At 66.4% G+C, this 23,216-nt stretch carries 23 protein-coding genes; 11 read left to right on the top strand and 12 right to left on the bottom strand.

From position 1 onward, the window contains the following. Nucleotides 1–58 precede the first annotated feature (58 nt). Both NUV79_RS06385 and NUV79_RS06380 read right to left on the bottom strand, forming a co-directional pair. On the bottom strand, nt 59–1,198 hold the full coding sequence (locus NUV79_RS06385; protein WP_257732228.1) for a dipeptidase: 1,140 nt from the start codon (nt 1,196–1,198) through the stop codon (nt 59–61). Nucleotides 1,199–1,503: 305 nt separating this feature from the next. After that, the gene (locus NUV79_RS06380; protein WP_257732227.1) at nt 1,504–2,754 is read right to left on the bottom strand and encodes an NAD(P)/FAD-dependent oxidoreductase; all 1,251 of its coding nucleotides are present in this window, start codon (nt 2,752–2,754) and stop codon (nt 1,504–1,506) included. Between the two features lie 265 nt (nt 2,755–3,019). Between NUV79_RS06380 and NUV79_RS06375 the strand changes: the two genes are divergently transcribed. The 5 genes from NUV79_RS06375 (at nt 3,020) to NUV79_RS06355 (ending at nt 7,647) form a co-directional block, all read left to right on the top strand. Continuing rightward, nucleotides 3,020–3,991, top strand: a complete 972-nt coding sequence (locus NUV79_RS06375) for a hypothetical protein (protein ID WP_257732226.1) — start codon at nt 3,020–3,022, stop codon at nt 3,989–3,991. 44 nt (nt 3,992–4,035) lie between these two features. After that, the gene (locus tag NUV79_RS06370) at nt 4,036–4,719 is read left to right on the top strand and encodes a glutathione S-transferase family protein (protein ID WP_257732225.1); all 684 of its coding nucleotides are present in this window, start codon (nt 4,036–4,038) and stop codon (nt 4,717–4,719) included. 36 nt (nt 4,720–4,755) lie between these two features. After that, entirely contained in the window at nt 4,756–5,439 is a 684-nt protein-coding gene (gene rpe, locus NUV79_RS06365) for a ribulose-phosphate 3-epimerase (RefSeq protein ID WP_257732224.1), read from the top strand. 132 nt (nt 5,440–5,571) lie between these two features. Continuing rightward, nucleotides 5,572–6,879, top strand: a complete 1,308-nt coding sequence (gene purB, locus NUV79_RS06360) for an adenylosuccinate lyase (protein WP_257732223.1) — start codon at nt 5,572–5,574, stop codon at nt 6,877–6,879. Nucleotides 6,880–7,068: 189 nt separating this feature from the next. Then, a complete protein-coding gene (locus tag NUV79_RS06355; RefSeq protein WP_257732222.1) occupies nt 7,069–7,647 on the top strand; it encodes an RBBP9/YdeN family alpha/beta hydrolase in 579 nt (192 codons plus the stop codon). A 151-nt stretch (nt 7,648–7,798) separates the two neighbouring features. Here NUV79_RS06355 and NUV79_RS06350 read toward each other — a convergent pair whose 3' ends face one another. The 7 genes from NUV79_RS06350 to NUV79_RS06320 form a co-directional block, all read right to left on the bottom strand. Next, nucleotides 7,799–8,914, bottom strand: coding sequence for a branched-chain amino acid ABC transporter substrate-binding protein (locus NUV79_RS06350; RefSeq protein WP_257732221.1), 1,116 nt, complete (start codon nt 8,912–8,914; stop codon nt 7,799–7,801). A 130-nt stretch (nt 8,915–9,044) separates the two neighbouring features. After that, nucleotides 9,045–9,419, bottom strand: a complete 375-nt coding sequence (locus NUV79_RS06345) for a DUF6867 family protein (protein WP_257732220.1) — start codon at nt 9,417–9,419, stop codon at nt 9,045–9,047. Between the two features lie 2 nt (nt 9,420–9,421). Beyond that, complete coding sequence (locus NUV79_RS06340) at nt 9,422–10,153, bottom strand: ABC transporter ATP-binding protein (RefSeq protein ID WP_257732219.1); 732 nt, start codon at nt 10,151–10,153, stop codon at nt 9,422–9,424. Next, nucleotides 10,150–10,950, bottom strand: a complete 801-nt coding sequence (locus NUV79_RS06335) for an ABC transporter ATP-binding protein (protein WP_374678936.1) — start codon at nt 10,948–10,950, stop codon at nt 10,150–10,152. The genes NUV79_RS06340 and NUV79_RS06335 overlap by 4 nt, the downstream gene beginning before the upstream one ends. Nucleotides 10,951–11,015: 65 nt before the next feature. After that, nucleotides 11,016–12,401 (bottom strand): high-affinity branched-chain amino acid ABC transporter permease LivM, encoded by a 1,386-nt coding sequence (livM, locus tag NUV79_RS06330; RefSeq protein WP_257732217.1) that lies wholly within the window; start codon nt 12,399–12,401, stop codon nt 11,016–11,018. 4 nt (nt 12,402–12,405) lie between these two features. Then, nucleotides 12,406–13,329: an ABC transporter permease subunit gene (locus tag NUV79_RS06325; protein ID WP_257732216.1), complete on the bottom strand. Its 924-nt coding sequence runs from the start codon at nt 13,327–13,329 to the stop codon at nt 12,406–12,408. A gap of 401 nt (nt 13,330–13,730) precedes the next feature. After that, nucleotides 13,731–14,057: a cupin domain-containing protein gene (locus NUV79_RS06320; RefSeq protein WP_257732215.1), complete on the bottom strand. Its 327-nt coding sequence runs from the start codon at nt 14,055–14,057 to the stop codon at nt 13,731–13,733. A gap of 274 nt (nt 14,058–14,331) precedes the next feature. On the opposite strand from NUV79_RS06320, the gene NUV79_RS06315 reads away from it, so the two are divergent. Beyond that, entirely contained in the window at nt 14,332–14,847 is a 516-nt protein-coding gene (locus NUV79_RS06315; RefSeq protein ID WP_257732214.1) for a flavin reductase family protein, read from the top strand. Between the two features lie 15 nt (nt 14,848–14,862). Here the strand turns inward: NUV79_RS06315 and NUV79_RS06310 are convergent, their stop codons facing one another. Continuing rightward, nucleotides 14,863–15,273: an aconitase X swivel domain-containing protein gene (locus NUV79_RS06310; protein ID WP_257732213.1), complete on the bottom strand. Its 411-nt coding sequence runs from the start codon at nt 15,271–15,273 to the stop codon at nt 14,863–14,865. Continuing rightward, nucleotides 15,264–16,523, bottom strand: a complete 1,260-nt coding sequence (locus NUV79_RS06305) for an aconitase X (protein ID WP_257732212.1) — start codon at nt 16,521–16,523, stop codon at nt 15,264–15,266. Before NUV79_RS06305 ends, NUV79_RS06310 begins: the two co-directional genes overlap by 10 nt. Nucleotides 16,524–16,670: 147 nt before the next feature. Here NUV79_RS06305 and NUV79_RS06300 point away from each other — a divergent pair, with 147 nt between their 5' ends. Further along, on the top strand, nt 16,671–17,123 hold the full coding sequence (locus NUV79_RS06300; protein ID WP_257732211.1) for an SRPBCC family protein: 453 nt from the start codon (nt 16,671–16,673) through the stop codon (nt 17,121–17,123). 6 nt (nt 17,124–17,129) lie between these two features. Here the strand turns inward: NUV79_RS06300 and NUV79_RS06295 are convergent, their stop codons facing one another. Next, on the bottom strand, nt 17,130–18,485 hold the full coding sequence (locus tag NUV79_RS06295; RefSeq protein ID WP_257732210.1) for a methyl-accepting chemotaxis protein: 1,356 nt from the start codon (nt 18,483–18,485) through the stop codon (nt 17,130–17,132). Between the two features lie 288 nt (nt 18,486–18,773). Here NUV79_RS06295 and NUV79_RS06290 point away from each other — a divergent pair, with 288 nt between their 5' ends. The 4 genes from NUV79_RS06290 to NUV79_RS06275 all read left to right on the top strand — a co-directional run bounded on the left by NUV79_RS06290 (nt 18,774) and on the right by NUV79_RS06275 (nt 23,163). Next, nucleotides 18,774–19,274: a (2Fe-2S)-binding protein gene (locus tag NUV79_RS06290; protein ID WP_257732209.1), complete on the top strand. Its 501-nt coding sequence runs from the start codon at nt 18,774–18,776 to the stop codon at nt 19,272–19,274. 95 nt (nt 19,275–19,369) lie between these two features. Continuing rightward, complete coding sequence (locus NUV79_RS06285; RefSeq protein ID WP_257732208.1) at nt 19,370–21,733, top strand: xanthine dehydrogenase family protein molybdopterin-binding subunit; 2,364 nt, start codon at nt 19,370–19,372, stop codon at nt 21,731–21,733. Nucleotides 21,734–21,750: 17 nt separating this feature from the next. Further along, on the top strand, nt 21,751–22,554 hold the full coding sequence (locus NUV79_RS06280) for an FAD binding domain-containing protein (protein WP_257732207.1): 804 nt from the start codon (nt 21,751–21,753) through the stop codon (nt 22,552–22,554). 39 nt (nt 22,555–22,593) lie between these two features. Next, nucleotides 22,594–23,163, top strand: coding sequence for a LysE family translocator (locus tag NUV79_RS06275; protein WP_257732206.1), 570 nt, complete (start codon nt 22,594–22,596; stop codon nt 23,161–23,163). Nucleotides 23,164–23,216: the final 53 nt, after the last annotated feature.

The following is a 23,216-nucleotide window of genomic DNA, read 5'->3' as shown; positions in this document are numbered from 1 at the left end:
CGTTGCCGCGCGGGCAGGCCTCAAGCCGGCGATGGTGCCGGCGGATCGTCCGATCGAACTAAGCTGCCGCCTTTTCGACCGCACGCAGCACGCGCAGCATGTTGCCGCCGGCGAGCTTGGCGAGGTTTTCCTCCGACCAGCCACGGCGGATCAGCTCGGCGATCACCGATGGGAAGGTCGTGGTGTCCTCGAGCCCGTCCGGGTTGATCCAGCCGAAGAAGTCCGAGCCGATGCCGACATGGTCGTGGCCGATGCGCTTGGCGAGATATTCGACATGGTCGCAATACTCCGGCAGCGTCGCCTTCGGGCGCGGGCCGGATTTGCGCTCGATCTCGGCCTCAGCCTTCTCGTGGTCGATGCCTTCGGGGCTCTTGCCGTACTGGTCCTTGGCCGGGCGGTGCCAGTCGCGCGAGGCCTGGCTGATGAAGTCGGGCACGAAGGTCGCCATCACGACGCCGCCATTGCCGGCAACACGGTCGAGCACGTCGTCGGGGACGTTTCGCGGGTGGTCGCAGAGCGTGAAGGCGTTGGAATGCGACCAGACCAGCGGAGCGCTGGAAACGTCGAGCGCGTCATGCATCACCTTGGGCGAGACATGGGCGAGGTCGATGACCATGCCGAGCTTGTTCATCCGGCGCAGCACGTCCTTGCCGAAACCGGTGAGGCCGTTATGGCGCGGGGCGTCGGTGGCGGAATCGCACCAGTCGGTGGTGTCGTTGTGGCAGAGCGTCATCAGGCGCACGCCAAGATCGTAATAGGCGTCGAGCGCATCGAGCTCGCCATCGACCGCCGAGCCGTTCTCGATGGTCATGAACAGGGCGATGCGCCCTTCCGCCTTGGCGGCCTCGACATCGGCCGCGGACAAGCCGGGACGGAAGACGTTGGCATGGCGCTTGAGGATGTCGCGCATCAGCGCGATCTGGGCGAGGGCGAAACCGGCGGGATTGGGCTGCTTCGGCGGGACATAGGCCGCGAAGAACTGCGCCGCCATCTTGCCGGCTTGCATGCGCGGGATGTCGGTGTCGCCCTCGGCATGGACCTTGTCGAGGCCGTAGGTGGCGACATCGCCCTTCGCCCTGGCATCCTTGCGGATGACATAGGGAAGGTCGTTATGGCCGTCGATCAGCGGGACGCGGTCGAGCAGCGCGAGCGCGGCGGCGTAGGCATTGTCCTGGACGGGCGGTTTGGCGAGGGCCATGGCGAGGTCTCGGTCGGGAATCGGGAGCCGGATCGTGGCAGGGAGTGCGACGGGAGGCGAGGGGGCGGGACGCAGGGGCGCCATGACGATGGGGCGCCGGTGCCGGGTGTCATCCCGCACTAAAAGGGGGCACCCCGCACGCGCCGAGTGTGTCATCCCGCACGCGCTGCGGCACGCAGTGCTGCTGCGCTGATGCGGGATCGTGCGACGAGAAGGCGCCTTTTCCGGGTGACGGTCCCGTGTCTGCGCAGCAGCGTTGCACGCTGCAGCGCGCACGGGATGACAGGTGCTTTATGAAGGGCGCCTCAGACGAACCGCGCCGGGGCAAACGGCGTCGGGTCCACGAAGACCTTCTGGCCGGTGACCATTTCCGCGATCATGCGGCCGGTGACGGCGGCGAGCGTCAGGCCGTGATGGGCGTGGCCGAAGGAGAACCACAGGCCCTTGTGCTTCGGCGCCGGGCCGATGATCGGCATCATGTCCGGCGTGCAGGGGCGGCGGCCGAGCCAGGGCTCGGCATCGACGCGCTCGCCGAGCGGGAAGAGCTGCTTGGCGATCGGCTCGGCCCGGGCGAGCTGGACCGGGGTCTTCGGCGCATCGCGATCGGCGAATTCGGCGCCGGTGGTCAGGCGCACGCCCTGCAGCATCGGGGCGAGGAAATAGCCGCGCTCGGTGTCCAGCACCGGATGGTTGAGCACGGCGTTGCCCTGCGGCTTGTAGTGCATGTGGTAGCCGCGCTTGACCGCGAGCGGCAGACGGTAACCGAGCTTCCTGCTGAGCACGTCGGCCCAGGGACCGAGCGCGACGACGACATCCTTCGCTTCGGCCGTGGTGCCGTCGGCGAGAGTGACGGTCCAGCCCGCACCGTTCTGCTGGAGCGTGCCGGCATCGCCGATGGCGAGCTTGCCGCCGAGCTTCTCGAACAGCGCGACATAGGCCTTGGACAGGCCGAGCGGATCGATCACCGTGGTCGGGTCGGTCCAGTGCAGGCCGCCGATCAGGCTGCCATGGTCGAGATGCGGCTCCTCGGCCTTGAGGGTCGCCATGTCGAGCGCGCGGTAGTTCAGGCCGAACTCACGGTTCCAGCGCGCGGCCTCGGCGAGACGGGTGTCGCGCTCCTTCTCGGTGCGGAACACCTTCATCCAGCCGTCGCGGCGCAGCAGGTTGGTGGCGCCGGCCTCCTGTGCGAGCGCGTCGTGCTCGGTCACGCAATGCTCGATCAGCTTGGCGTATTTATGCGCGATCGCCTCATGCTGCGAGGCACGCGAATGCATCCAGTAGGAGTAGAGGAAGGGCGCGAGTTTCGGGATCGCGCTCCAGTGATAGTGAGCGTCGATGGTGTTGTTCATCGCGTAGCGGATGAGCGCACCGAAATCATGCGGGAAGCCGTAGGGGTAGACGCCCTCGCGCTGGATCAGGCCGGCATTGCCGTAGCTGGTTTCCTCGCCCGGCGCACGACGGTCGACCAGCAAGGTGGCACGCCCGGCCTTCTGGAGATGAAGCGCGACCGAAATGCCGACGACACCGGCGCCGAGAACGATCGTATCCACCTTCATGACCTGCTCCTGCCAGCCCCTTTTCCCGCAAGGATACCGGTTTGCACGGGCTTGTCAGCGGCGCGACCGGATTTTGCGCGGAATGGGCTGATCTTTCGCAATTTCTGCGCCAACTTGCCGAAATGGCCAGTCATGAGCTGTAGTCGGTGGATAGATGCGCAATTTTATGCCGGCGCAGGACCGGGCTGCTCCAGCGACAGGTGACGCTGCGCGCGCCTTGGGCCAGTCTGCGTCCGTTTCGAGAGCGATTCCAGAGCCCAAGTCGATGAATCCTGCCGCCTTCCTCGCTGCCGCGCTCGCGTGGCTCGGCCGCCATGGCACGCAAGGCTTCGCGCTCTCGATCTTCCTCGGCCTCGCGCTGCCGCAATTCTCGGCGATGGCGCGGCCGGCGCTGCCGATCACGATCTTCTGCTTCACCACGGTCGTGTTCATGCGGCTCGACATGAGCGTGACGCTCGGCCTGCTCCGGCGCCCGGCCAAGCTCGCCGCGAGCTGCGCCTGGCTCATCGCCGGGCCGGTGCTGCTGATCGGCGGGGCGCTCCTGCTGGTCGGACGCGAGAACCTCGACCCCGGCATCGTGCTCGGGCTCGCGATCATGGGTGCGGCGCCGCCGATCATGTCCTCGCCGGCCGTCGCGATCCTCTACGGCTTCGAGCCCTCGCTGATCATCGCCAGCGTTATCCTGACCACGATCGTCAGTCCGATCGTCGCGCCGATCCTGGTCGAGCTGCTTGCCGGGGCGGCGGTGCCGCTCGACCGCTGGGCGCTGACGCTGCGCCTCCTGATCTTCATCGGCGGCGGCATGGCGGTGGCGGCCGCGATCCGGCTCTGGCTGGGGCTCGCGCGCATCAAGGCGATGAAGGCCAATCTCGATGGCTTCGGCGTGCTGATGTATTTCATCTTCGCCATCGCGGCGATGGACGGCGTGACGAAAGCCGCGCTCGACAATCCCAGGCTCGTGCTGTTCGTGCTGGGGTGCGTCTTCGCGGTCTCTGCAGCTGGATTGGTGTCGAGCTGGCTGGTGTTGCGGCTGCTGCCGGCCTCCGAGCGCTTCATGATCGGCTATGGCACCGGGCAGCGGAACATGGGCCTGCTGGTTGCGGCGCTGGGGGCAGGGGTCTCGCCGACGACTTTCCTCTATTTCGCGCTGGCGCAGTTCCCGATCTACCTGCTGCCCTGGCTGCTCGGCGGCATCGCGGCGCGGATTCGGCGCCGGGATGCTGCTGACGGGCGTTGACGCAGGGGCTTGCGAGTCTTTCCCCGTCGCAGGAGAGCCGCGCCATGATCACCCTCTATTCCGGGCCGTTGAGCCTGTTCTCACGCAAGGTCGAGATCGCGCTGACCGAGAAGGGGCTCGCCTTCCAGCGCATCATGGTGCCGTTCAACCAGACGACGGGCTACGACCCCCGGCATCCGGAGGTGCTGGCGCTCAATCCGAAGCGGCAGGTGCCGATCCTGACCGATTGCGGGCTCGTCCTCTACGATTCCACGGTGATCAACGAATATCTCGACGAAGCCTATCCCGAGCCGAAGCTGATGCCGGATACGCCCGTCGAGCGGGCCCGCTGCCGGCTGGATGAGCTCTATGGCGACGAAATCCTGTTCCAGGCGCTGAAGCCATTGATGTATCGCACCGAGCCGCCTTCGCCGGACCGCGACCGCCGCATCGCGCAGGAGGCAGACGCGCTGATCGCCGAGGAGGGGCTGCTGCGCCATTACGACGTGCTGGAGCAGAAGCTGGCCGGGCGTCCGTTCTTCGACAGCCGGCTTTCGGTGGCGGATATCGCGATCTTCATGAGCATGCTCTTCATCCGCCGCCTCGGCGGGCCGTCGCTTGACGGCTATCCCGGGCTGGCGGAGTGGTATGCGCGCCTCAAGCAGCGTCCGTCTTTCGCCCAGGTGGTAGCGGAGACCGCGGAAGCGGACCGCAGGCTGTCCTTTCCGGTGAAATTGCGTTCCGCCTGATTGCGGCGGCGGGCCAGCGGGGCTAAACCCCCGGCCATGACCAGCCCCATCCGCATCGCTCCCTCGATCCTCTCGGCCGATTTCGCCAAGCTCGGCGAGGAGGTGCGCGCGGTCGACGCCGCCGGCGCCGACTGGATCCATTGCGATGTGATGGACGGGCATTTCGTGCCGAACATCACCTTCGGTCCCGATGTGCTGAGGGCCATCCGCCCGCACACCAGTAAGTTCTTCGACGTGCATCTGATGATCGCGCCCGTCGACCCCTATGTCGAAGCTTTCGCCAAGGCCGGCGCCGACCTGATCTCCTTCCATGTCGAGGCGGGTCCCCATCCGCACCGCACGCTGCAGGCGATCAAGGCGCAGGGCAAGCAGGCCGGCATCGTGCTCAATCCCGGTACGCCGGCGAGCGCGGCCGAGGCCCTCATCGAGGATGTCGATCTCATCCTGCTCATGACCGTCAATCCCGGTTTCGGCGGGCAGAGCTTCATCCGCTCGGTGGTCGAGAAGGTTGCGCAAGTGAAGGCGCTGATCGGCGACCGGCCGATCTCCATCGAGATCGACGGCGGGGTCACGCCCGAGACCGCGCCGCTGGTCGTCAAGGCCGGCGCGGATACGCTGGTCGCCGGCTCCGCCGTGTTCAAGGGCGGGCCTTCGGCCTATGCCGGGAATATCGAAGCGATCCGTGGGGCGGCCGAAGCCGCGCGCGGATCGTGGGTGTAGTTTCTAACGCGCCGTCATCCCGGGCGACCGCAGGGAGACCCGGGATCCATTCCGGAACGGTTCAGGCATGGATCCCGGGTCTGCGCTTCGCTCCGCCCGGGATGACGTTGAGAATGTAGTGAAAGGCTTGCGATGATCCCGCGCTATTCCCGCCCCGAGATGGTCGCCATCTGGGAGCCGCAGACCCGCTTCCGTATCTGGTTCGAGATCGAGGCGCATGCGACCGACAAGCTCGCCGAGCTCGGCGTCGTGCCGAAGGAGGCCGCCGCGACGATCTGGGCCAAGGCCAGGGACGCCGTCTTCGACGTCGCGCGCATCGACGAGATCGAACGCGTCACCAAGCATGACGTCATCGCCTTCCTGACGCATCTGGCCGAGATCGTCGGGCCTGAGGCGCGCTTCGTCCACCAGGGCATGACCTCGTCGGACATTCTCGACACAACGCTTTCGGTCCAGCTCGCGCGCGCCACCGACCTCCTCATCGCCGATGTCGATGCGCTGCTCGCCGCGATCAAGCGCCGCGCCTTCGAGCACAAGCTGACCCCGACCATCGGCCGCTCGCACGGCATCCATGCCGAGCCGGTGACCTTCGGGCTGAAGCTCGCGCAGGCCTATGCCGAGTTCGACCGCTGCCGCGCCCGCCTCGTCGCGGCCCGCGCCGAGATCGCGACCTGCGCGATCTCGGGCGCCGTCGGCACCTTCGCCAATATCGACCCGCAGGTCGAAGCCTATGTCGCCGAGAAGATGGGGCTGACCGTCGAGCCGGTCTCGACCCAGGTGATCCCGCGCGACCGTCACGCGATGTATTTCGCGACGCTCGGCGTCGTCGCCTCCTGCATCGAGCGTCTGGCGACCGAGATCCGCCATCTCCAGCGCACCGAGGTCTACGAGGCGGAAGAGTATTTCTCGCCGGGCCAGAAGGGATCCTCGGCGATGCCGCACAAGCGTAACCCGGTCCTGACCGAGAACCTGACGGGCCTGTCGCGCCTCGTGCGCGGCATGGTCACACCGGCGCTGGAGAACGTCGCCCTCTGGCACGAGCGCGACATCTCGCACTCGTCGGTTGAGCGCATGATCGGCCCCGACGCCACCGTGACGCTCGATTTCGCGCTGGCGCGCCTCACCGGCGTCGTCGACAAGCTGTTGGTCTATCCGCAGAACATGCGCAAGAACCTCGACCGGCTCGGTGGCCTGCATAATTCGCAGCGCGTGCTGCTGGCCCTCACCCAGGCCGGCGCCAGCCGCGAGGACAGCTATTCCATGGTCCAGCGCAACGCGATGCGCACCTGGGAACATGGCGAGGACTTCCTGACCAACCTGATGGCCGACAAGGACGTCGCCGCAAAGCTCTCCGCTTCCGAGCTCAAGGCGATGTTCGACGAGGGCTATCACTTCAAGCATGTCGACACGATCTTCCGCCGGGTGTTCGGCGACGCTTGAAGCGATTGGTGGGGCGACCTACTTTGAAGGCCGGTTCGTCATCCCGCACGCGCCGCAGCACGCTAGTGCTGCTGCGCAGATGCGGGACCGCATGACGGAAAGGCGCTTCTTCGTAAGACGGTCCCGTGTCTGCGCAGCAGCGTTTCACGCTGCAGCTCGCACGGGAAGACAGCTCTACACTGACCCATCATGAAATCTTCCGACGTCGATATCCTCATCATCCCCGGCTGGTCGGGCTCCGGGCCTGACCATTGGCAGAGTCGCTGGGAAACCCGCCTCAAGACGGCGCGCCGCATCGAGCAGGCCGACTGGTACAAGCCCTCCCGCCATGTCTGGGCCGATGAGATCGTGAAGGCCGTGCGCAGCGCGACGCGCCCCGTCGTGCTCGTCGCCCATTCGGCCGGTTGCAGCGCCGTCGCCTTCGCCGCCGAGCATTTGCATCCCGGCGAGGTCGCCGGGGCCTTCCTCGTCGCGCCGGCTTCCGAGAAGGCGAAGGGCGCAGTGCCCGGCATGGGCCCCGACTTCATCGCACATCGCCGCGAGAAGCTGCCGTTCCCGTCGGTACTGATCGGCAGCGCGACCGATCCCTATTGCACGCAGGAGGAGGCGAAGGCGCTCGCCGAGGCCTGGGGCTCGGAATTCGTCGATGCCGGCGACAGCGGCCATCTCAACAGCGAATCCGGGCATGGCCCCTGGCCGGATGGACTCCTGCGTTTCGCCGGCTTTCTCAAGAGCTTGAGCGTGGTTCCGCAGACATTGAGTCAATAAACGGGCCGCAGGCTTGGCCGTCGTTGCGAGCTGCTGCCGGGAGAAATAACGGACCAGATTGGCTCCCGCCGCACAGGCATCCAACAAAAAGCCCGCTCCGGATGATCCGAAGCGGGCTCTTTCATTCAGGAGGCTGGATCAGCCGCCGAGATCAATTCTCGACATAGGTGATCTTGCCGTCCGCACCCTTCTTCCAGGTGTAGACGGTGTAGTCCGGACGGGTGATGTCGCCCTTCTTGTCGAAGCCGATATCGCCGATCACGGTCTTGACCGGCTGGCCGCCATGCAGCGCCGCCGCGATCTTCTTCGGATCGGTCGAGTTCGCGCGCTTGGCACCTTCCGCCATGATCTGGACGGCGGCGTAGCTGTAGAGCGTGTAGGCTTCCGGCTTGAAGTTCTTGGCAGCGAACTTCTGGACGACGGCAGCCGCCTCCGGACGCTTCTGCGGGTCCGGCGGGAAGGTCATCAGCGTGCCTTCGACGCCGGGGCCGCCGATGGTGGCGAACTCGTCGGTGGTGATGCCGTCACCCGAGACGAGGACCGTCTTCAGGCCCTGGTCGCGCATCTGGCGCACGATCAGGCCGCCTTCGGTATGCAGGCCGCCCCAGTAGAGGTAGTCGGCGCCGGAGGCCTTGATCTTCGAGACGAGCGCCGAGAAGTCCTTCTCGCCGGCATTGATGCCTTCGTAGAGCACTTCCTTGACGCCGCCGGCAGTGAGACCCTTCTTGGTCTCGTCGGCGAGGCCCTGGCCATAGGTCGTCTTGTCGTGGACGATCGCGATCTTCTTGTCCTTGAAGTTCTTCAGCAGATAGGCCGAGGCCACGCTGCCCTGCTGATCGTCACGGCCGCAGGTGCGGAAGGTGTTCCACAGGCCGCGCTCGGTGATCTTCGGGTTGGTCGCCGAAGGCGAGATCATCAGGATGCCGTTCTCGGCATAGACTTCGGACGCCGGCATGGTGACGCCGGAGTTGAAGTGGCCGAGCACCCATTTCACGCCGTCGCCGACGAACTTGTTGGCGACGGAGACGCCCTGCTTCGGATCGGAAACGTCGTCGCCGACGGTCACCGTGATCTTCTGGCCGAGGACGCCGCCGGCGGCGTTGATGTCCTCGACGGCCTGCTCGGCGCCATTCTTGAGCTGCGCGCCGAAAGCCGCGTTCGGGCCGGTGATCGGGCCGCCGACGCCGAGCTTGATCTGTGCATTGGCCACGCCGGAGAAGGCGAGGACCGCGCCGAGCGCAATGCCGCCCAACAGCAGTTTCTTCATGTGATGCAACTCCCCTGTATTGATTGATCAACGGGCTGGACGGGCCGCCCGTCTCGGCGCGTTATGGCCACCGTGAGCCGCAGTCTTGCGCTTTTCCGATGGTCTGTCACGCGACAAGCTCTTGAGACTTTCAGAGTAGTTCCGGCCGTATCTCGACCCCCGGCCGCGGTTTCCAGCCGAAGGGGCCGGCGGGCTCGAACAGCCAGTGATATTGCCGCGTCATCTGCTTGGCGCGGGTGTAGCGCCAGCCGGCATAGCCGAAGGCGATCAGCAGGATCGTATCGACGATGTAGTAGTGCAGCGTCAGCAACGTCGCCTCGAACAGGGCGAAATGGATGAAGCGCACGAACAGGCCGAGCACCAGCATGTAGACGACGAGCTGCCAGTTCGGCCGCCAGGTCAACGCGATCGCGCGGCCGGCCATCCAGGCGAGCCAGCCGCCCATGACGACCGTGACCAAAAGGAACAGCCAGATCGTCGGTTCTTCGTAGAGGATGCCCTGCATCGTCAGTGCCTCCCGCCTTCGAGGTAAGCCGCTCGCACCTGCGGGTTGGCGAGCAGTTCCTTGCCCGTGCCGCTCATCGTGATGACGCCGTTGACCATCACATAGCCGCGATGGGCGAGCTTCAGCGCATGGAAGGCGTTCTGCTCGACCAGGAAGACGGTGAGCCCTTGCGTCCTGTTGAGCTCCCGGATCGCCTCGAAGATCTGCTTCACGATCAGGGGCGCGAGGCCCAGAGAGGGCTCGTCGAGCAGCAGCAGCTTGGGGCGCGCCATCAGGGCGCGCGCGATCGCGACCATCTGTTGCTCGCCGCCCGAGAGCGTGCCGCCGCGCTGCTGCAGGCGTTCCTTGATGCGCGGGAAGAGCATGCAGATCTTCTCGAGATCCTCGTCGAAATGCTCGAAATTGCGGACGGCGGCGCCCATCTGCAGGTTCTCGAACACCGTCATGCGCGGGAAGATGCGACGCCCTTCCGGCGACTGCGCTATGCCCAGCCTGGCGATCTCGTGGCTCGGCATGCGCGTGATGTCGCGGCCCTCATAGGTGACCGAGCCTTCGCGGGCCTGCGGATTGCCGAAGATCGTCATCATCAGCGTGGATTTGCCGGCGCCGTTGGCGCCGATCATGGTGACGATCTCGCCGGGATTGACGTCGATGTCGACGCCCTTCAGCGCGATGATCTTGCCGTAATAGGTCTTGACGCCGCGGACGGCCAGAAGAGGCTGGGCTTGAGTCACGAGATGCCGACCTCCGCTTCGACCTCTTCGACCTCCTCGTCATCGACGCCGAGATAGGCGGCGATGACCTTCGGGTCGGCCTGTACTTCGGCCGGCGTGCCGTCGGCGATCTTGGTGCCGTAGTCGAGGACCACGACATGGTCCGAGATTTCCATGACTACCGACATGTCGTGCTCGATCAGCAGCAGCGCCGTGCCGAGATCCTTGCGGATCGAGAGCAGCAGCGTGTTGAGGTCGAGGCTCTCGCGCGGGTTGAGGCCCGCGGCCGGCTCGTCGAGGCAGAGCAGGACCGGATCGGTGCACATGGCGCGCGCGATCTCCAGCCGGCGCTGGTCGCCATAGGGCAGATCGGCGGCCGGATCGTCGGCGCGGTGGGTGAGGTTGATCTTGTCGAGCCAGAACTTGGCTTTCTCGATCGCCTCCTTCTCGCGGGCCTTGTAGCCGCCGATGCCGAGCACGCCGAGGAAGGTGAAGCCCGAGGCCGCCATCAGCGGGTTGTGCTGGGCGACGAGCAGGTTTTCCAGCACCGTCATGCCGCCGAACAGGCGGATGTTCTGGAAGGTGCGGGCGACCTTGGCCTTCCAGGAGATGCGGAAGTCCGGCATGCGCTCGAGCAGGTAGCTCGAGCCGTCGTCATGGTTGAGCGAGATCATGCCCTGCGTCGGCTTGTAGAAGCCGGTGATGCAGTTGAAGACCGTGGTCTTGCCGGCGCCGTTGGGGCCGATCAGCGCGGTGATGTCGCCCTTGCGCGCCTGGAAGGAGAGGGCGTTGACGGCGGTGAGGCCGCCGAAGCGCATGGTGACCTGCTCGACCTCCAGCAGGGCGCGACCCTGCGGCGTCAATTGGGGAGCGATCGTGGCCATCAGCCGTGCCCCTCCTGGACCATATCGGCAGAGATCTTCTTCTTCTCCTTGAGGAAGGCGGTGGGCTCGCGGGTCGAGATCAGGCCGCGCGGCTTCCAGATCATGATCACCACCATGGCGAAGCCGAAGATCAGCATGCGGTACTTCGTCGGGTCGAAGTCGTTGCCGAAGATTTGCTTCATCCATTCGAGCTCGCGCAGGAGCTCGGTGCCGCCGATCATCGCGATCGCCGCGATGGCGCAGCCCCAGAGCGAGCCCATGCCGCCGAGCACGACGATGGCGAGGATGACCGCCGATTCCATGAAGACGAAGGATTCAGGCGAGATGAAGCCCTGCCGCGCCGAGAAAAAGGCGCCGGCGAAGCCGCCGAACATGGCGCCGATCGAGAAGGCGGTGAGCTTGGTGTTGGTGGTGTTGATGCCGAGCGAGCGGCAGGCGATCTCGTCCTCGCGGAGCGCCTCCCAGGCGCGCCCTACGGGTAAGCGGCGCAGGCGCAGGGTGACGACGGCGGTCAGCAGCGCCAGGCACAGGATGAGATAGTAGAGGAAGATCGTTCGGTAGATCGGCGAGAATTCCAGCCCGAACACGGCGGCGAAGCCGTTATCCGCCGCGGTGAAGGGGATGCCGAAGAAGGTCGGGCGCGGAATGCCGGAGATGCCGGCATAGCCGTTCGAGAACTCGGTCCAGTTGATCAGGACGAGGCGGATGATCTCGCCGAAGGCGAGCGTCACGATGGCGAGGTAGTCGCCGCGCAGGCGCAGCACCGGGAAGCCGAGCAGCATGCCCCAGAAGGCGGCGAGGATGCCGGCGAGCGGCAGAAGCAGCCAGAAGGACAGGCCGAAATTCTTGGCCAGCAGCGCGTAGGAATAGGCGCCGACGGCATAGAAGGCGACGTAGCCGAGATCGAGCAGGCCGGCGAGGCCGACGACGATGTTCAGGCCCCAGCCGAGCATGACGTAGATCAGGATCTGGACGCCGAAATTGTCGATCCATTTCAGCGCGCCGCCCCAGCCGGCGAGGCCAATCGCGATCACCGGGAAGGTGACCAGGAAGCCCAGCCCGAACAGCGAGAAGATGCGGGAATGGCGCTGGAAGAAGGCGATGGTGCCGTGCGGCAGGATGCGCACCGTGGCCTTGCCCTCCTGCTGGCCCTGCTTGCGCAGCGCGACCAGGAAGCGGCCGACGAAGACGATGGCGACGGCCCAGGCGACGGCATCCCAGCGCGGGTCGAGCACCAGGACGTTGTCGAGGTTCTGGCGCGTGCCCCAGGCGATGATCGGGATGCAGAGGCCCAACGTGACGAGGGCGGCGAAGCCGGCCTCCTTGAAGGCCGCCTTCAGATCGCGGCCGGGAGCGGCCGGGTTTACGGTCGGGTTGTTCGCCATTGCGTCAGACCTTCTCGACTTCCGGGCGCCCGAGCAGGCCGGAGGGCATGAAGACCAGCACGATCGCCAGGATCGTGAAGGCGGCGACGTCCTTGTAGTCGATGGTGAAATAGGCCGACCACATCACCTCGATCAGTCCGATCAGCAGGCCGCCGATGACTGCGCCGGGGAGCGAGCCGATGCCGCCGAGCACCGCGGCCGTGAAGGCCTTGACGCCGGGCGTGAAGCCGTCGGCGAAGTTCACGACGCCGTAGAGCACGAGATACATCACGCCGGCCACCGCCGCGAGCGCGGCGCCCATGACGAAGGTGATCGAGATCGTGCGGTCGACGTCGATGCCGAGCAGCGCCGCCATCTTGCGATCCTGCTCGCAGGCGCGCTGGGCGCGGCCGAGCGGCGTCTTCTGCACGATGTACCAGAAGGCCGCGAGCAGCACCGCCGTCGTCAGGATGATGACGATCTGCTTGTAGGAAATCTGGACCGAATAGGTCGTGCTCTCGATCAGGGTGATCGACTTGTTGAGCAGCGGCGGGATCGACTTGTTGCGCGGGCCCTGCACGACCTGCACGAAGTTCATCAGGAAGATCGACATGCCGATCGCCGAGATCAGAGGCGCGAGGCGGAAGGAGCCGCGCAGCGGCCGGTAGGCCACCCGCTCGATCGTCCAGTTCCACAGCGAGGTGAAGAACATCGCCAGCCCCAGCACCACGACCAGCGCCAGCATGACCATGCCGGCACCGGTGCCGACCACCGCCGTGATCAGCATGAAGAAGATCAGCGCGATAAAGGCGGAGAGCATGAAGATGTCGCCATGGGCGAAGTTCACCATGCCGATGATGCCGAACACCATCGTGTAGCCGATGGCGATGAGACCGTAGATCGATCCCAGTGTCAGCCCGTTGATGAGCTGCTGTAGGAAGACTTCCATGAAAACGCCGACCCCTCGAACCAGCTCCCGTTCTTGTCGTCGGCATGACACCGGCGCATGCGGGATGCGATTGCTGTGCAGAGCTACCAACCGCTTGTGCCGGGGACAATCGCTCCGCGCCAAATTTCTGTCAAAAGCAATTACGAACCAAACGGCGCGAAAATGTGCAGAATACTCTGCCGATCAGCGCGCTTTCCGCGCATGATGATTGCGTGGCGGGCTGGGAAAACTTCGGCGAACGGCATTTCCTGCCATCACGGCGGCGGCGACCTGCCATGCGCCCGAAGGCGGATCATCCGAAAGACGAATACGAAAAGCCGATAGTCGGATCGGAAAAATGCATGGACCGGCGCCGCGTGGCGCCGGGAGTGCCGGCGAGGTCTGTCGCGCGGTCGTCGCCGTCACGGCAACGTGAGTTCCTTGAGCGCGCCGGGCTGCTTCACCTCGATCTCGACGAAAGCGATCGGGTGGTCGGAGCCGTTCATGACGTCGTGGCGGATGCCGGCGGGGCGCATATAGGCCTGGCCCTGTGCCAGCGGCACATCGGAGACATCCGTGCCGTTATGGATGCGCAGCGTGCCCGCGACGAGCATGATCACGAAATAGGGCCAGCCATGCTCATGCCAGCCGGTCACGGCGCCGGGCTCAAAATCCCAGCGGGTGATCCGGATCGTCTCGTCGTCCTGCTGGACGGTCGGCGTGGCGGGAATCGTGCAGGTGAAGGCCATCGGAATCTCCTCGATCAGGTGCCGGCGCGCCGGTGATCCGATCAGGTTCCGGCCCGGCCGCTGGCAGCCGACACCGGTCGAGCCTGGGGGATCGCTGGCGTGAGATCAAGCCGCTGGGCGCGGGCCCCGGTTGCGCCGGGCTGTTGGTGGAAGGAGAGGGGCTGCTGCTATAGCCGGCGCCATGCCTTGGCCTGCGGTGGCTGGCGCCGACAGCGTTGAATCTCTACATGGACAGCTGTTCCGCCGGATGCGGGGCAGTGAACCGATCGAGCCGATGACGAAGACCGTCCACCCCCTGCCGCCGCTGGACCATCCGGAGCCCCATGTCTTCCGCGATGCGATGGCGCAGGTCGCCAGCGCCGTGCATGTGGTCACCACCGACGGTCCGGGCGGCCGCATTGGGCTGACGGCGACGGCAATCGCCTCCGTTTCCGATTCGCCTCCAACCGTGCTCGCCTGCATTGCGCGGGGCAGCCGCACCTTGGCCGCGATCGAGGCGAGTGGGGCATTCTGCATCAACACTCTACCGGAACAGCTCGTCGAACTCGCCGAAATCTTCGCCAGCCGGCGCGGGATCGAAGGCGAGGCGCGTTTCGGGACGGCCCGCTGGGGGACGCTCGCCACCGGGGCGCCGGTCCTGCTCGATGCCATCTCGGCCTTCGATTGCCGGCTGGTCGCGACGCATGACGTTGCCAGCCACCGCATCGTGATCGGCGAGGTCGCCGGCCTTGGCGGCGCCGGGCGCGGGGCGGGGCTGATCTACCGCCACCGCCGCTTCAGCGGGGTTTAGCGGCGGCCTCCAGCTTTAACCGACGCTGATCCGACCCTCAGCCGAGATCGCGATCCTGCGGTCGGCGAGCAGCGTCTGATCGGCTGCCGCCAGGCGGAAGGCCGGCGGCGTGGGCCAGCCCATCTCGCGAGCGACGACGAGGCCGAGCAGGAGGATGGCATCCGGCGCATCCATCAGGAGCGCGGCCGGCGCCTTGCCGGCATGGACCAGCTCCAGCAGCACGGCCGAAGCCGAGGACGAGCCGATCGTGCCGGGCATGGCGAGGATGCGGCCGGCGATGTTCTGCCCGCGCTCGGGATGGCGGGCATCGATGATCGCGCCGCTGGTAGGATCGACGCCGCCCCAGAAGCTGATCGGGGCCGTGAGTGCGAGGCAGGTGCCGGTGACGGCATCGCCGGGCAGGAGGATCTCCGCCTTCAGCTCCATGCGCGGGTTTCCCTGACGAGCCGGCCGGCGACCGCGCTCTCGACGCATTCCGAGAGCGAGCCATAGGTCACGGCGTAGCCGGTATTGCCCGGGGCGTAATGGGCGAACTTGCCGGAATTGGTCATCAGCACCGCGCCCTCCAGCTCCGGCAGGATCGGGGTGACGACGACGCAGGTGTCGATGACGAAGACGACGCCGGCCGCTTCCAGCGCTGCGCGCCGGCCCTGTGCTTCCAGCGGGCCGACGACATGGCGGCCGGTATTGGCGTAGAGCGGTACCTTCAGCCTGCGCCCGGCCATGAGGCGTTCGAGTTCGTCGACCTCGACCAGCGACAGATGCGGCGAGCCGATGGCGACGGCATCGACGTGGTCCGTAGGCCCAGCCGTAGAGAGGCGGGCGAGGGCGGCGGCGATGTCGCCCGGCGTCAGCAGGATCGTCTCGTGGGGCGCCATGCCGCCCAGCGCGGTTGTGGCGTCCGGGGCCTCTGGCGTCACGCCGGCGACGTGGAAGAGACCGACGCCGCCGGTGGAGGCGGCGGCGGCGCCGAGTGCCTTGAGCCGATCCTCGCTGGTGCAGCCCTGCAGGCCCTCGATCACGGCGACGTCGCTGCCGGCCCGACGGCCGAGGATCGTACCGAGCACGGGATAGAATACGTCGGAGGAGCGGAGTTCGCGGGAGAGGCCGCGCACATCGATCTGCAGGGTCGCCAGCCGGTTCTCGGGGCGGTGCAGCCCGTAATCCGGGGCGCGGCCGGCGATGGCGCAGGCGATGTCGAGGAAATCGCCATAGCGGTTGGTGCGGGCGCCCAGCACCGAATTGCAGAACACCACAGCGTTGGATTCGCCCCAGGCGACGTCGCTGCCCTGCGCGGGCCTGTGCCCGGCCTGATAGGGGGCGCAGGTCCAGGTCGGCTCGCAGCCCATCGCCTCATAGGCGCGCATCATCCGCCGGGCCATGTCGCGCTCATGCGGCGGCAAACGGATCGCGGCGCAGCCGGCCGGTGCCAGCGAGCCGACATTGAGGCTGGCGCGCACGCCGACGCGGGCCCCACCCGCGACCAGCTTCTCGGCGAAGAGCGTGCCGGAATCGCCATGGTAGAGCGCGCCGTCGATATGGGCGGAAGCGACCGGGATCAGACGCGGCGCGCCCATCAGGCGGGCGGCCTCGGCGACGATCCGCATCGCCATGGCCGCGCCTTCGCCGTTGCTGCCGCCGGCGATCGCACGTTCGTCTAGGGTGAGTTCCAGCATCGGTTCTCCCGGATCTGCCGAGCCTCCATGCCGGACGCCCCTTGTGCAGGCGGGGGCTTTGCGACCATGGATAGGGAACTGGATAACCTTCGAACCGCGCCGGCCGCAATCGCCCGTGTCGCGGGGACCTGATGCGGGAGACACGCCATGGCGATGACGATGAACGGCGAGGCGACATTGCCGGCCGCCAAGGACGTGGTCTGGGCCAAGCTGAATGACCCCGAGGTGCTGAAGGCCTGCATTCCCGGCTGCGAGCAGCTCACCAAGGACGACGACACGCATCTCTCGGCGGTGGTGAAGGTCAAGCTCGGCCCGGTGAAGGCGACCTTCAAGGGCAAGGTCGAGCTCAGCGAACTCGACCCGCCGAACGGTTATCGCATCTCGGGCGAGGGCGAGGGTGGCATTGCCGGCTTCGCCAAGGGCGGGGCGCGTGTTCACTTGAGCGACGCGGAGGGCGGCCAGACCCTGCTGCGCTACGATGTCGAGGCGCAGGTCGGCGGCAAGCTGATGCAGCTCGGCTCGCGCCTGATCGATTCGGTCTCGAAGAAGCTCGCCGACGAATTCTTCGCCAATTTCGCCAAGGCGGTCAGCGAGGGCTGAGCGGCCTCAGGAGGCTTCGCGCAGCGCGGCCAACGCCTGGGTCACGGCGGCCTCGGCCGCGCCGACCTGAAGCGCGATGCCGGCCGCAGCGGCGTTGGCCCGTTCCAGCGCGGTCTGGGTCATGTCCAGGCTGCCATTGACGGCATTGGCGCTTTCGATCGCCTCGTCCGATGAGTCGGCGACCATGGCGGCGTCGCGCGCGATCGAGGCGGTGACGGCGCTCTGCTGGGTGACAGCTTCCGAGATCGCTTCGGAATCGAGGCGGATGGCATCGACCGTGGCGGCGATGGCAGCGGCGTGAGTGCCGCAGGCCTCGGCGCTCGCCGCAAGCTCGGCGATCTGGCCGGCGATGTCCTGAGTCGCGCTCGCGGTCTGGGTCGCCAGCGATTTGACCTCGGCGGCGACGACGGCGAAGCCACGGCCCGCTTCACCGGCGCGGGCGGCCTCGATCGTGGCGTTGAGCGCCAGCAGATTGGTCTGTGCTGCGATGTCGGCGATCATGCCGACGACCTTGCCGATGCTGCCGGTCGCTTCGCGCAGGCGGACGACCGCCTCGTTCATCTCGCCGGCATCGAGCACCGCTTGATGCGTGATCGACAGGCTTTGCCGGGCGCGCTGGCCGATATCGGCGATATTGGCCGACATTTCCTCGGTCGCGGCGGCGGTCTGGAGCGATTTTTCCCGGATAACCACCGAGGCGCTGGCGACCTTTCCGACGGTGTCCTTGATGAAGCTTGTGGTCCGCCCGGTTTCGGCGGCTGTCGTGACGAACTGCTCGACGGCGTCGCTGATCGTGCCGTCGAGGTCGGCGATCCGGGTCCGGAGCTTGACGGCAGCCTCGTCGAGCGTGGCGGCGCGGCGCCGGGCGTCGCTCGCCTCGACCTCCTGGCTGATCGTCATCGCCGTGTTGACGTCATAGGTCAGGATTCGCTCGATGATGAAGATGTCCTCGGCGAATTTCGCGGGTGAGACGAGCGATCGCTTGCGGTTCGCCAGGCAGATCTCCCTCACCAGCGAGAAGGCGATCGAGGCGCGGGCGCGGGTACGGACATTGGCCTGCCGCTCGAGCTGGCAAAGCCGATCCATCGAGTTGAGGTAAGTCGCGTCGAAGGCGCCGACGAACAACAGGCGGAAATGGGCCGCCTCGGCAGGGTAAAGCGCCTCGGCAACGGGGAGGACCGTATCGCGCAGCGGCGGGTGGATGATGAAGGCCCGCTCGAAATCGGCCTGGACCAGCCCCTCGATCAACCGGTCCACGAGCGGCCGGTAGCGCTGCAAGCGCTCGCGCTGCACCTCCCCATAGCCGATCGCCCTCAGGCGACGCTGGATCTGGTCCATGATCAGAGGCACGAAATCGCTCATGCGGGAAGGCCTGTCACGCGGAAGAGCCTGACAGCGGCTCATTAAGATTTCGCCAATATGCGCCAGAGGAAGGCCGGGGCGGCGAAATCTCCCGGAATTCGGCGAGAATCAGGGCTTTACGAACGCCTCGCCCCGCTTGACCCCGGAAAAACGCGGGTCCACACTCATTTTTGAGCTGTTCCAAGGAAAGCCTGCCTGATGAGGCCGGCCGTTCCCTAGGCTTCAGCACGGTCCAGTCCCGGGGAGAGGGCGGATCGACGTCAGAGACGGGTCACAGGAGATATGCTCATGGCCACTGTTTCGCTGACGGTGAACGGCAAAGCCGTCACCGCCACTATCGACCCGCGCACCCTTCTGGTGCAGTTCCTGCGAGAGAACCTGCGGCTGACCGGAACCCATGTCGGCTGCGATACCAGCCAGTGCGGCGCATGCCTCGTGCATCTCGACGGCAAGGCGGTGAAATCCTGCACCACGCTTGCCGTCTCCGTGGACGGCGCTTCCGTCACGACCATCGAGGGGCTCGCTACCGGCGACAAGCTGCATCCGATGCAGGAGGCGTTCCGCGAGCATCACGGCCTGCAATGCGGCTTCTGCACGCCGGGCATGATCATGTCCGCCGTCGACATGGTGAACCGCCGCGGCCACGACCTCGACGAGAAGACGATCCGCGAGGATCTCGACGGCAATATCTGCCGCTGCACCGGCTACCACAACATCGTCAAGGCGATCGCCGCCGGGGCCGAGGCCATGGGCAAGGGTGCTGCGCCCGTCCGGCAGGCCGCCGAATAACGCCGTCCGTGCGCCCTCAGGGCGCAGGTTCTCCATCCGTCACGCGTTCCATGCAGTGAGGCGCCCGGCAGAGGCGCCGTGCGAGGAGGAACACCATGTCCGCCACGGGAGTCGGCGCCGCAGTCCGCCGCAAGGAAGATCACCGTTTCATCACCGGCCAGGGCCGCTATACCGACGACGTCAACCGGCCGGGCCAGGCCCATGCTTATTTCCTGCGCTCGCCGCATGCGCATGCGAAGATCAAATCGATCGACACCAAGGCTGCCGCGGGCATGCCGGGCGTGCTCGGCATCTTCACCGGGGACGACCTCGCCACCGACAAGATCGGCGGTTTGATCTGCGGCTGGATGATCCACAACAAGGACGGCTCGCCGATGCGCGCCGGCCCGCATCCGGCCTTGGCGCAGGGCAAGGTGCGCTATGTCGGCGACCATGTCGCGGTCGTCGTGGCCGAGACGCTGGCGCAGGCGCGCGACGCGGCCGAGGCGATCGCGGTCGATTACCAGGAGCTGCCCGCGGTGGTCGACACCGCCAAGGCGATCGGCGCCAAGACCGTGGTCCATGACGAGGCGCCCGACAATAGCGTGTTCAACTGGCATCTCGGCGACAAGGACGCGACCGAGAAGGCCTTCAAGGCGGCCAAGCACGTCACCAGGCTCGACCTGGTCAACAACCGGCTCGTGCCCAACGCGATGGAGCCTCGTGCGGCTGTCGGCGATTACGATTCGGGCGAGGGCATCTTCACGCTCTACACGACAAGCCAAAACCCGCATGTGGCGCGGCTCGTGCTCTCGGCCTTCATCGGCATCGCGCCGGAGAACAAGCTCCGCGTGATCGCGCCTGATGTCGGCGGCGGCTTCGGCTCGAAGATCTTCATCTATGCCGAGGAGACGGTCTGCGTCTGGGCGGCAAAGAAGGTCGGGCGGCCGGTGAAATGGACGGCGGACCGGACCGAAGCCTTCCTCTCCGACGCGCATGGCCGCGACCATGTCACCCATGCGGAACTGGCGACCGATGCCGAGGGCAAGATCCTCGGCATGAAGGTCAAGACCACCGCCAATCTCGGCGCCTATCTCTCGACCTTCTCCTCGTCGGTGCCGACCTATCTCTACGCGCCGCTGCTGTCGGGCCAGTACGACATCCCGGCGATCTATTGCGAGGTCGACGCCGTCTATACCAACACCGCCCCGGTCGATGCCTATCGCGGCGCCGGGCGGCCGGAGGCGACCTTCGTGGTCGAGCGGCTGGTCGAGGTCACCGCGCGCCAGCTCGGCAAGGACCCGGCCAAGTTCCGGATGCTGAACTACATCAAGAAGTTCCCGCACCAGACGCCGGTCATCATGATGTACGATGCCGGCAATTACGGCGCCTCGCTGAAGAAGGCGCTGGAGATGATCGACTACAAGGGACTGGGCAAGCGCAAGCGCGACTCGGCGCGCGCCGGCAAGCTGCGCGGCATCGGCTTCTCCTCCTATATCGAGGCTTGCGGCATCGCGCCGTCCGCTGCGGTCGGCTCGCTCGGCGCCGGCGTGGGTTTGTGGGAATCGGCCGAGGTCCGGGTCAATCCGGTCGGTACGGTCGAGGTGCTCACCGGCTCGCACAGCCACGGCCAGGGCCATGAGACGACGTTTGCCCAGTTGGTCTCGGACCGGCTCGGCATCCCCATCGACAATGTCTCGATCATCCATGGCGATACCGACAAGGTGCAGATGGGCATGGGGACCTATGGCTCGCGCTCCGGCGCGGTCGGCATGTCCGCGATCTTCAAGGCCCTCGACAAGGTCATCGCCAAGGGCAAGAAGGTCGCCGCCCATGTGCTGGAGGCCGACGAGGCCGATATCGATTTCGCGGACGGGCATTTCTCGGTGAAGGGCACCGACCGCAAACTCGATTTCGGTTCCTGCGCGCTGCAGGCCTATGTCGCGCACAAGTTCAACGGGCAGGAGCTCGAGCCGGGGCTGAAGGAGGGGGCGTTCTACGACCCGACCAACTTCACCTTCCCGGCCGGTGTCCATATCTGCGAGGTCGAGATCGATCCCGATACCGGCGTGACGCGGATCGAGCGCTGGGCCGCCGTCGATGATTTCGGCAATGTCATCAACCCGATGATCGTCGAGGGGCAGGTCCATGGCGGCATCGCCCAGGGCGTCGGACAGGCGCTGCTGGAAGGAGCGCGCTACAATGCCGACGGGCAGCTCGTGACGGCGAGCTTCATGGATTACACCATGCCACGCGCCGACGACCTGCCGTCCTTCGATGTCGGCATGACCGTGACGCCATGCCCGTCGAACCCGCTGGGCATCAAGGGCTGTGGCGAGGCCGGGGCCATCGCCTCGCCCCCCGCCGTCATCAACGCCATCACCGACGCGCTCGGCCACGAGGACATCGCGATGCCGGCGACGCCGCAGGCGGTGTGGCGCGCGGCGCAGAAGTCGATCAGCCGCCAGGCGGCCGAGTGAGCTGAAAGGACAGGTCCATGTACGCTTTCACCTATCACAAGCCCACCAGTGCCCGGCAGGCGGCGACGCTGCTCGCCAAGAAGGAGGACGCCAAGCTTCTGGCCGGCGGCCATACCCTGCTGCCGACGATGAAGCAGCGGCTGGCCTCGCCGACCGCGCTCGTCGATCTCGGTGCCTGCCCCGATCTCAAGGGCATCAATCGCAAGGGCCGCAACCTCGTCATCGGCGCGATGACGACCCATGCCGAGGTCGCGGCCAATGCCGAGGTGCAGGAGGCGATCCCCGCGCTTGCCTTTCTCGCCGGCAGCATCGGCGACCCGCATGTGCGCCATCGCGGCACGATCGGCGGCTCGGTCGCCAATAACGACCCGGCGGCGGATTATCCGGCGGCGCTGCTGGCGCTCGGCGCCACGGTCGTCACCAACAAGCGCAAGCTGACGGCCGAGGAATTCTTCACCGGGCTCTACGAGACCGCGCTGGACGAGGGCGAGATCATCACCAAGGTCTCGTTCCCGCTGGTCTCGAAGGCGGGCTATGCCAAGTTCCGCAACCCGGCCTCGCGCTATGCCATGGTCGGCGTCTTCGTCGCCAAGCGCGGCAGCGATATCCGCGTCAGCGTGACCGGCGCAGGCGAGGGCGGGGTTTTCCGCTGGCCGGAAGCGGAGGCTGCTCTCAAGGCGCGCTTCGCGCCGAAATCGCTGGACGGGCTGAAGCACACGGCCAAGGGCATCAATGGCGACATCCATGCCGATGCCGAATACCGTGCCCATCTGATCGGCGTGATGGCCAAGCAGGCCGTGGCGCAGGCGACGGGAAAGTAAGGCTAGTCCGGCTTTCGCTCTGTGCGGTTCTGGGAATTCGTGCTGACGGCGATCGTGGCCGAAATCACGCCTGGGCCGAACATGGGCTATCTCGTTGCGCTCAGCCTCGCGAGAGGCCGGCGCAGCGGAATGGCGGCCGTGGCGGGCGTCGCGCTCGGCCTTGCCCTGCTTGGGCTCGCCACAGCCTTCGGCTTCGCGATGGTGAGCGAACGAATGCCCGCCGTCGCCTGGCTGCTGCGCTGGAGCGGTGTGGGTTATCTGTTCTGGCTCGCCTGGGATGCATGGCGTGACCCGCTCCCCGAGGCTCGTGGCGAGGTCTCCTTGTCGTTCCGGCGCGGATTGATCACCAACCTGCTGAATCCCAAGGCGGCGGTCTTCTACATTGCCGTCGTTCCGCTCTTCCTGACGGCGCCGGCGCCCCGTGACGAGGTCCTTCTCCTGACGGCGGTCTTCGTTGTCATTGCGACGACGATCCATGCCGCGCTTGTGCTGGGGGCGGATGCCGCGCGCCAATTTCTGTTTCACCCGAAGCGTGAGCGGGCGATCAGGCGAGGCGCCGCAGTGGGTATGGCGCTGGTGGCGATGTGGTTCGCCTGGTCAACGCGATAACGGGTGGTTGTTTTGCAATGCCGGCCAGGTGGCTTCGTCTCCCACGCCTTCCT

It is taken from the genome of Allobosea sp. 47.2.35, from assembly GCF_024655635.1.
Taxonomy (GTDB): domain Bacteria; phylum Pseudomonadota; class Alphaproteobacteria; order Rhizobiales; family Beijerinckiaceae; genus Allobosea.
This window is presented reverse-complemented; position numbering and strand designations above follow the sequence as displayed.

Excerpts from the sequence above, each read along its gene's own strand:
- NUV79_RS06380 (WP_257732227.1), bottom strand. The coding sequence starts at position 2,754 with ATGAAGGTGGATACGATCGTTCTCGGCGCCGGTGTCGTCGGCATTTCG.
- livM (WP_257732217.1), bottom strand. The coding sequence starts at position 12,401 with ATGGCGAACAACCCGACCGTAAACCCGGCCGCTCCCGGCCGCGATCTG.
- NUV79_RS06370 (WP_257732225.1), top strand. The coding sequence starts at position 4,036 with ATGATCACCCTCTATTCCGGGCCGTTGAGCCTGTTCTCACGCAAGGTC.
- NUV79_RS06325 (WP_257732216.1), bottom strand. The coding sequence starts at position 13,329 with ATGGAAGTCTTCCTACAGCAGCTCATCAACGGGCTGACACTGGGATCG.
- NUV79_RS06355 (WP_257732222.1), top strand. The coding sequence starts at position 7,069 with ATGAAATCTTCCGACGTCGATATCCTCATCATCCCCGGCTGGTCGGGC.
- NUV79_RS06300 (WP_257732211.1), top strand. The coding sequence starts at position 16,671 with ATGGCGATGACGATGAACGGCGAGGCGACATTGCCGGCCGCCAAGGAC.
- NUV79_RS06280 (WP_257732207.1), top strand. The coding sequence starts at position 21,751 with ATGTACGCTTTCACCTATCACAAGCCCACCAGTGCCCGGCAGGCGGCG.
- NUV79_RS06290 (WP_257732209.1), top strand. The coding sequence starts at position 18,774 with ATGGCCACTGTTTCGCTGACGGTGAACGGCAAAGCCGTCACCGCCACT.
- NUV79_RS06345 (WP_257732220.1), bottom strand. The coding sequence starts at position 9,419 with ATGCAGGGCATCCTCTACGAAGAACCGACGATCTGGCTGTTCCTTTTG.
- NUV79_RS06315 (WP_257732214.1), top strand. The coding sequence starts at position 14,332 with ATGACGAAGACCGTCCACCCCCTGCCGCCGCTGGACCATCCGGAGCCC.
- NUV79_RS06285 (WP_257732208.1), top strand. The coding sequence starts at position 19,370 with ATGTCCGCCACGGGAGTCGGCGCCGCAGTCCGCCGCAAGGAAGATCAC.
- NUV79_RS06320 (WP_257732215.1), bottom strand. The coding sequence starts at position 14,057 with ATGGCCTTCACCTGCACGATTCCCGCCACGCCGACCGTCCAGCAGGAC.
- purB (WP_257732223.1), top strand. The coding sequence starts at position 5,572 with ATGATCCCGCGCTATTCCCGCCCCGAGATGGTCGCCATCTGGGAGCCG.
- rpe (WP_257732224.1), top strand. The coding sequence starts at position 4,756 with ATGACCAGCCCCATCCGCATCGCTCCCTCGATCCTCTCGGCCGATTTC.
- NUV79_RS06310 (WP_257732213.1), bottom strand. The coding sequence starts at position 15,273 with ATGGAGCTGAAGGCGGAGATCCTCCTGCCCGGCGATGCCGTCACCGGC.
- NUV79_RS06335 (WP_374678936.1), bottom strand. The coding sequence starts at position 10,950 with ATGCGCTTCGGCGGCCTCACCGCCGTCAACGCCCTCTCCTTCCAGGCG.
- NUV79_RS06385 (WP_257732228.1), bottom strand. The coding sequence starts at position 1,198 with ATGGCCCTCGCCAAACCGCCCGTCCAGGACAATGCCTACGCCGCCGCG.
- NUV79_RS06305 (WP_257732212.1), bottom strand. The coding sequence starts at position 16,523 with ATGCTGGAACTCACCCTAGACGAACGTGCGATCGCCGGCGGCAGCAAC.
- NUV79_RS06350 (WP_257732221.1), bottom strand. The coding sequence starts at position 8,914 with ATGAAGAAACTGCTGTTGGGCGGCATTGCGCTCGGCGCGGTCCTCGCC.
- NUV79_RS06375 (WP_257732226.1), top strand. The coding sequence starts at position 3,020 with ATGAATCCTGCCGCCTTCCTCGCTGCCGCGCTCGCGTGGCTCGGCCGC.
- NUV79_RS06295 (WP_257732210.1), bottom strand. The coding sequence starts at position 18,485 with ATGAGCGATTTCGTGCCTCTGATCATGGACCAGATCCAGCGTCGCCTG.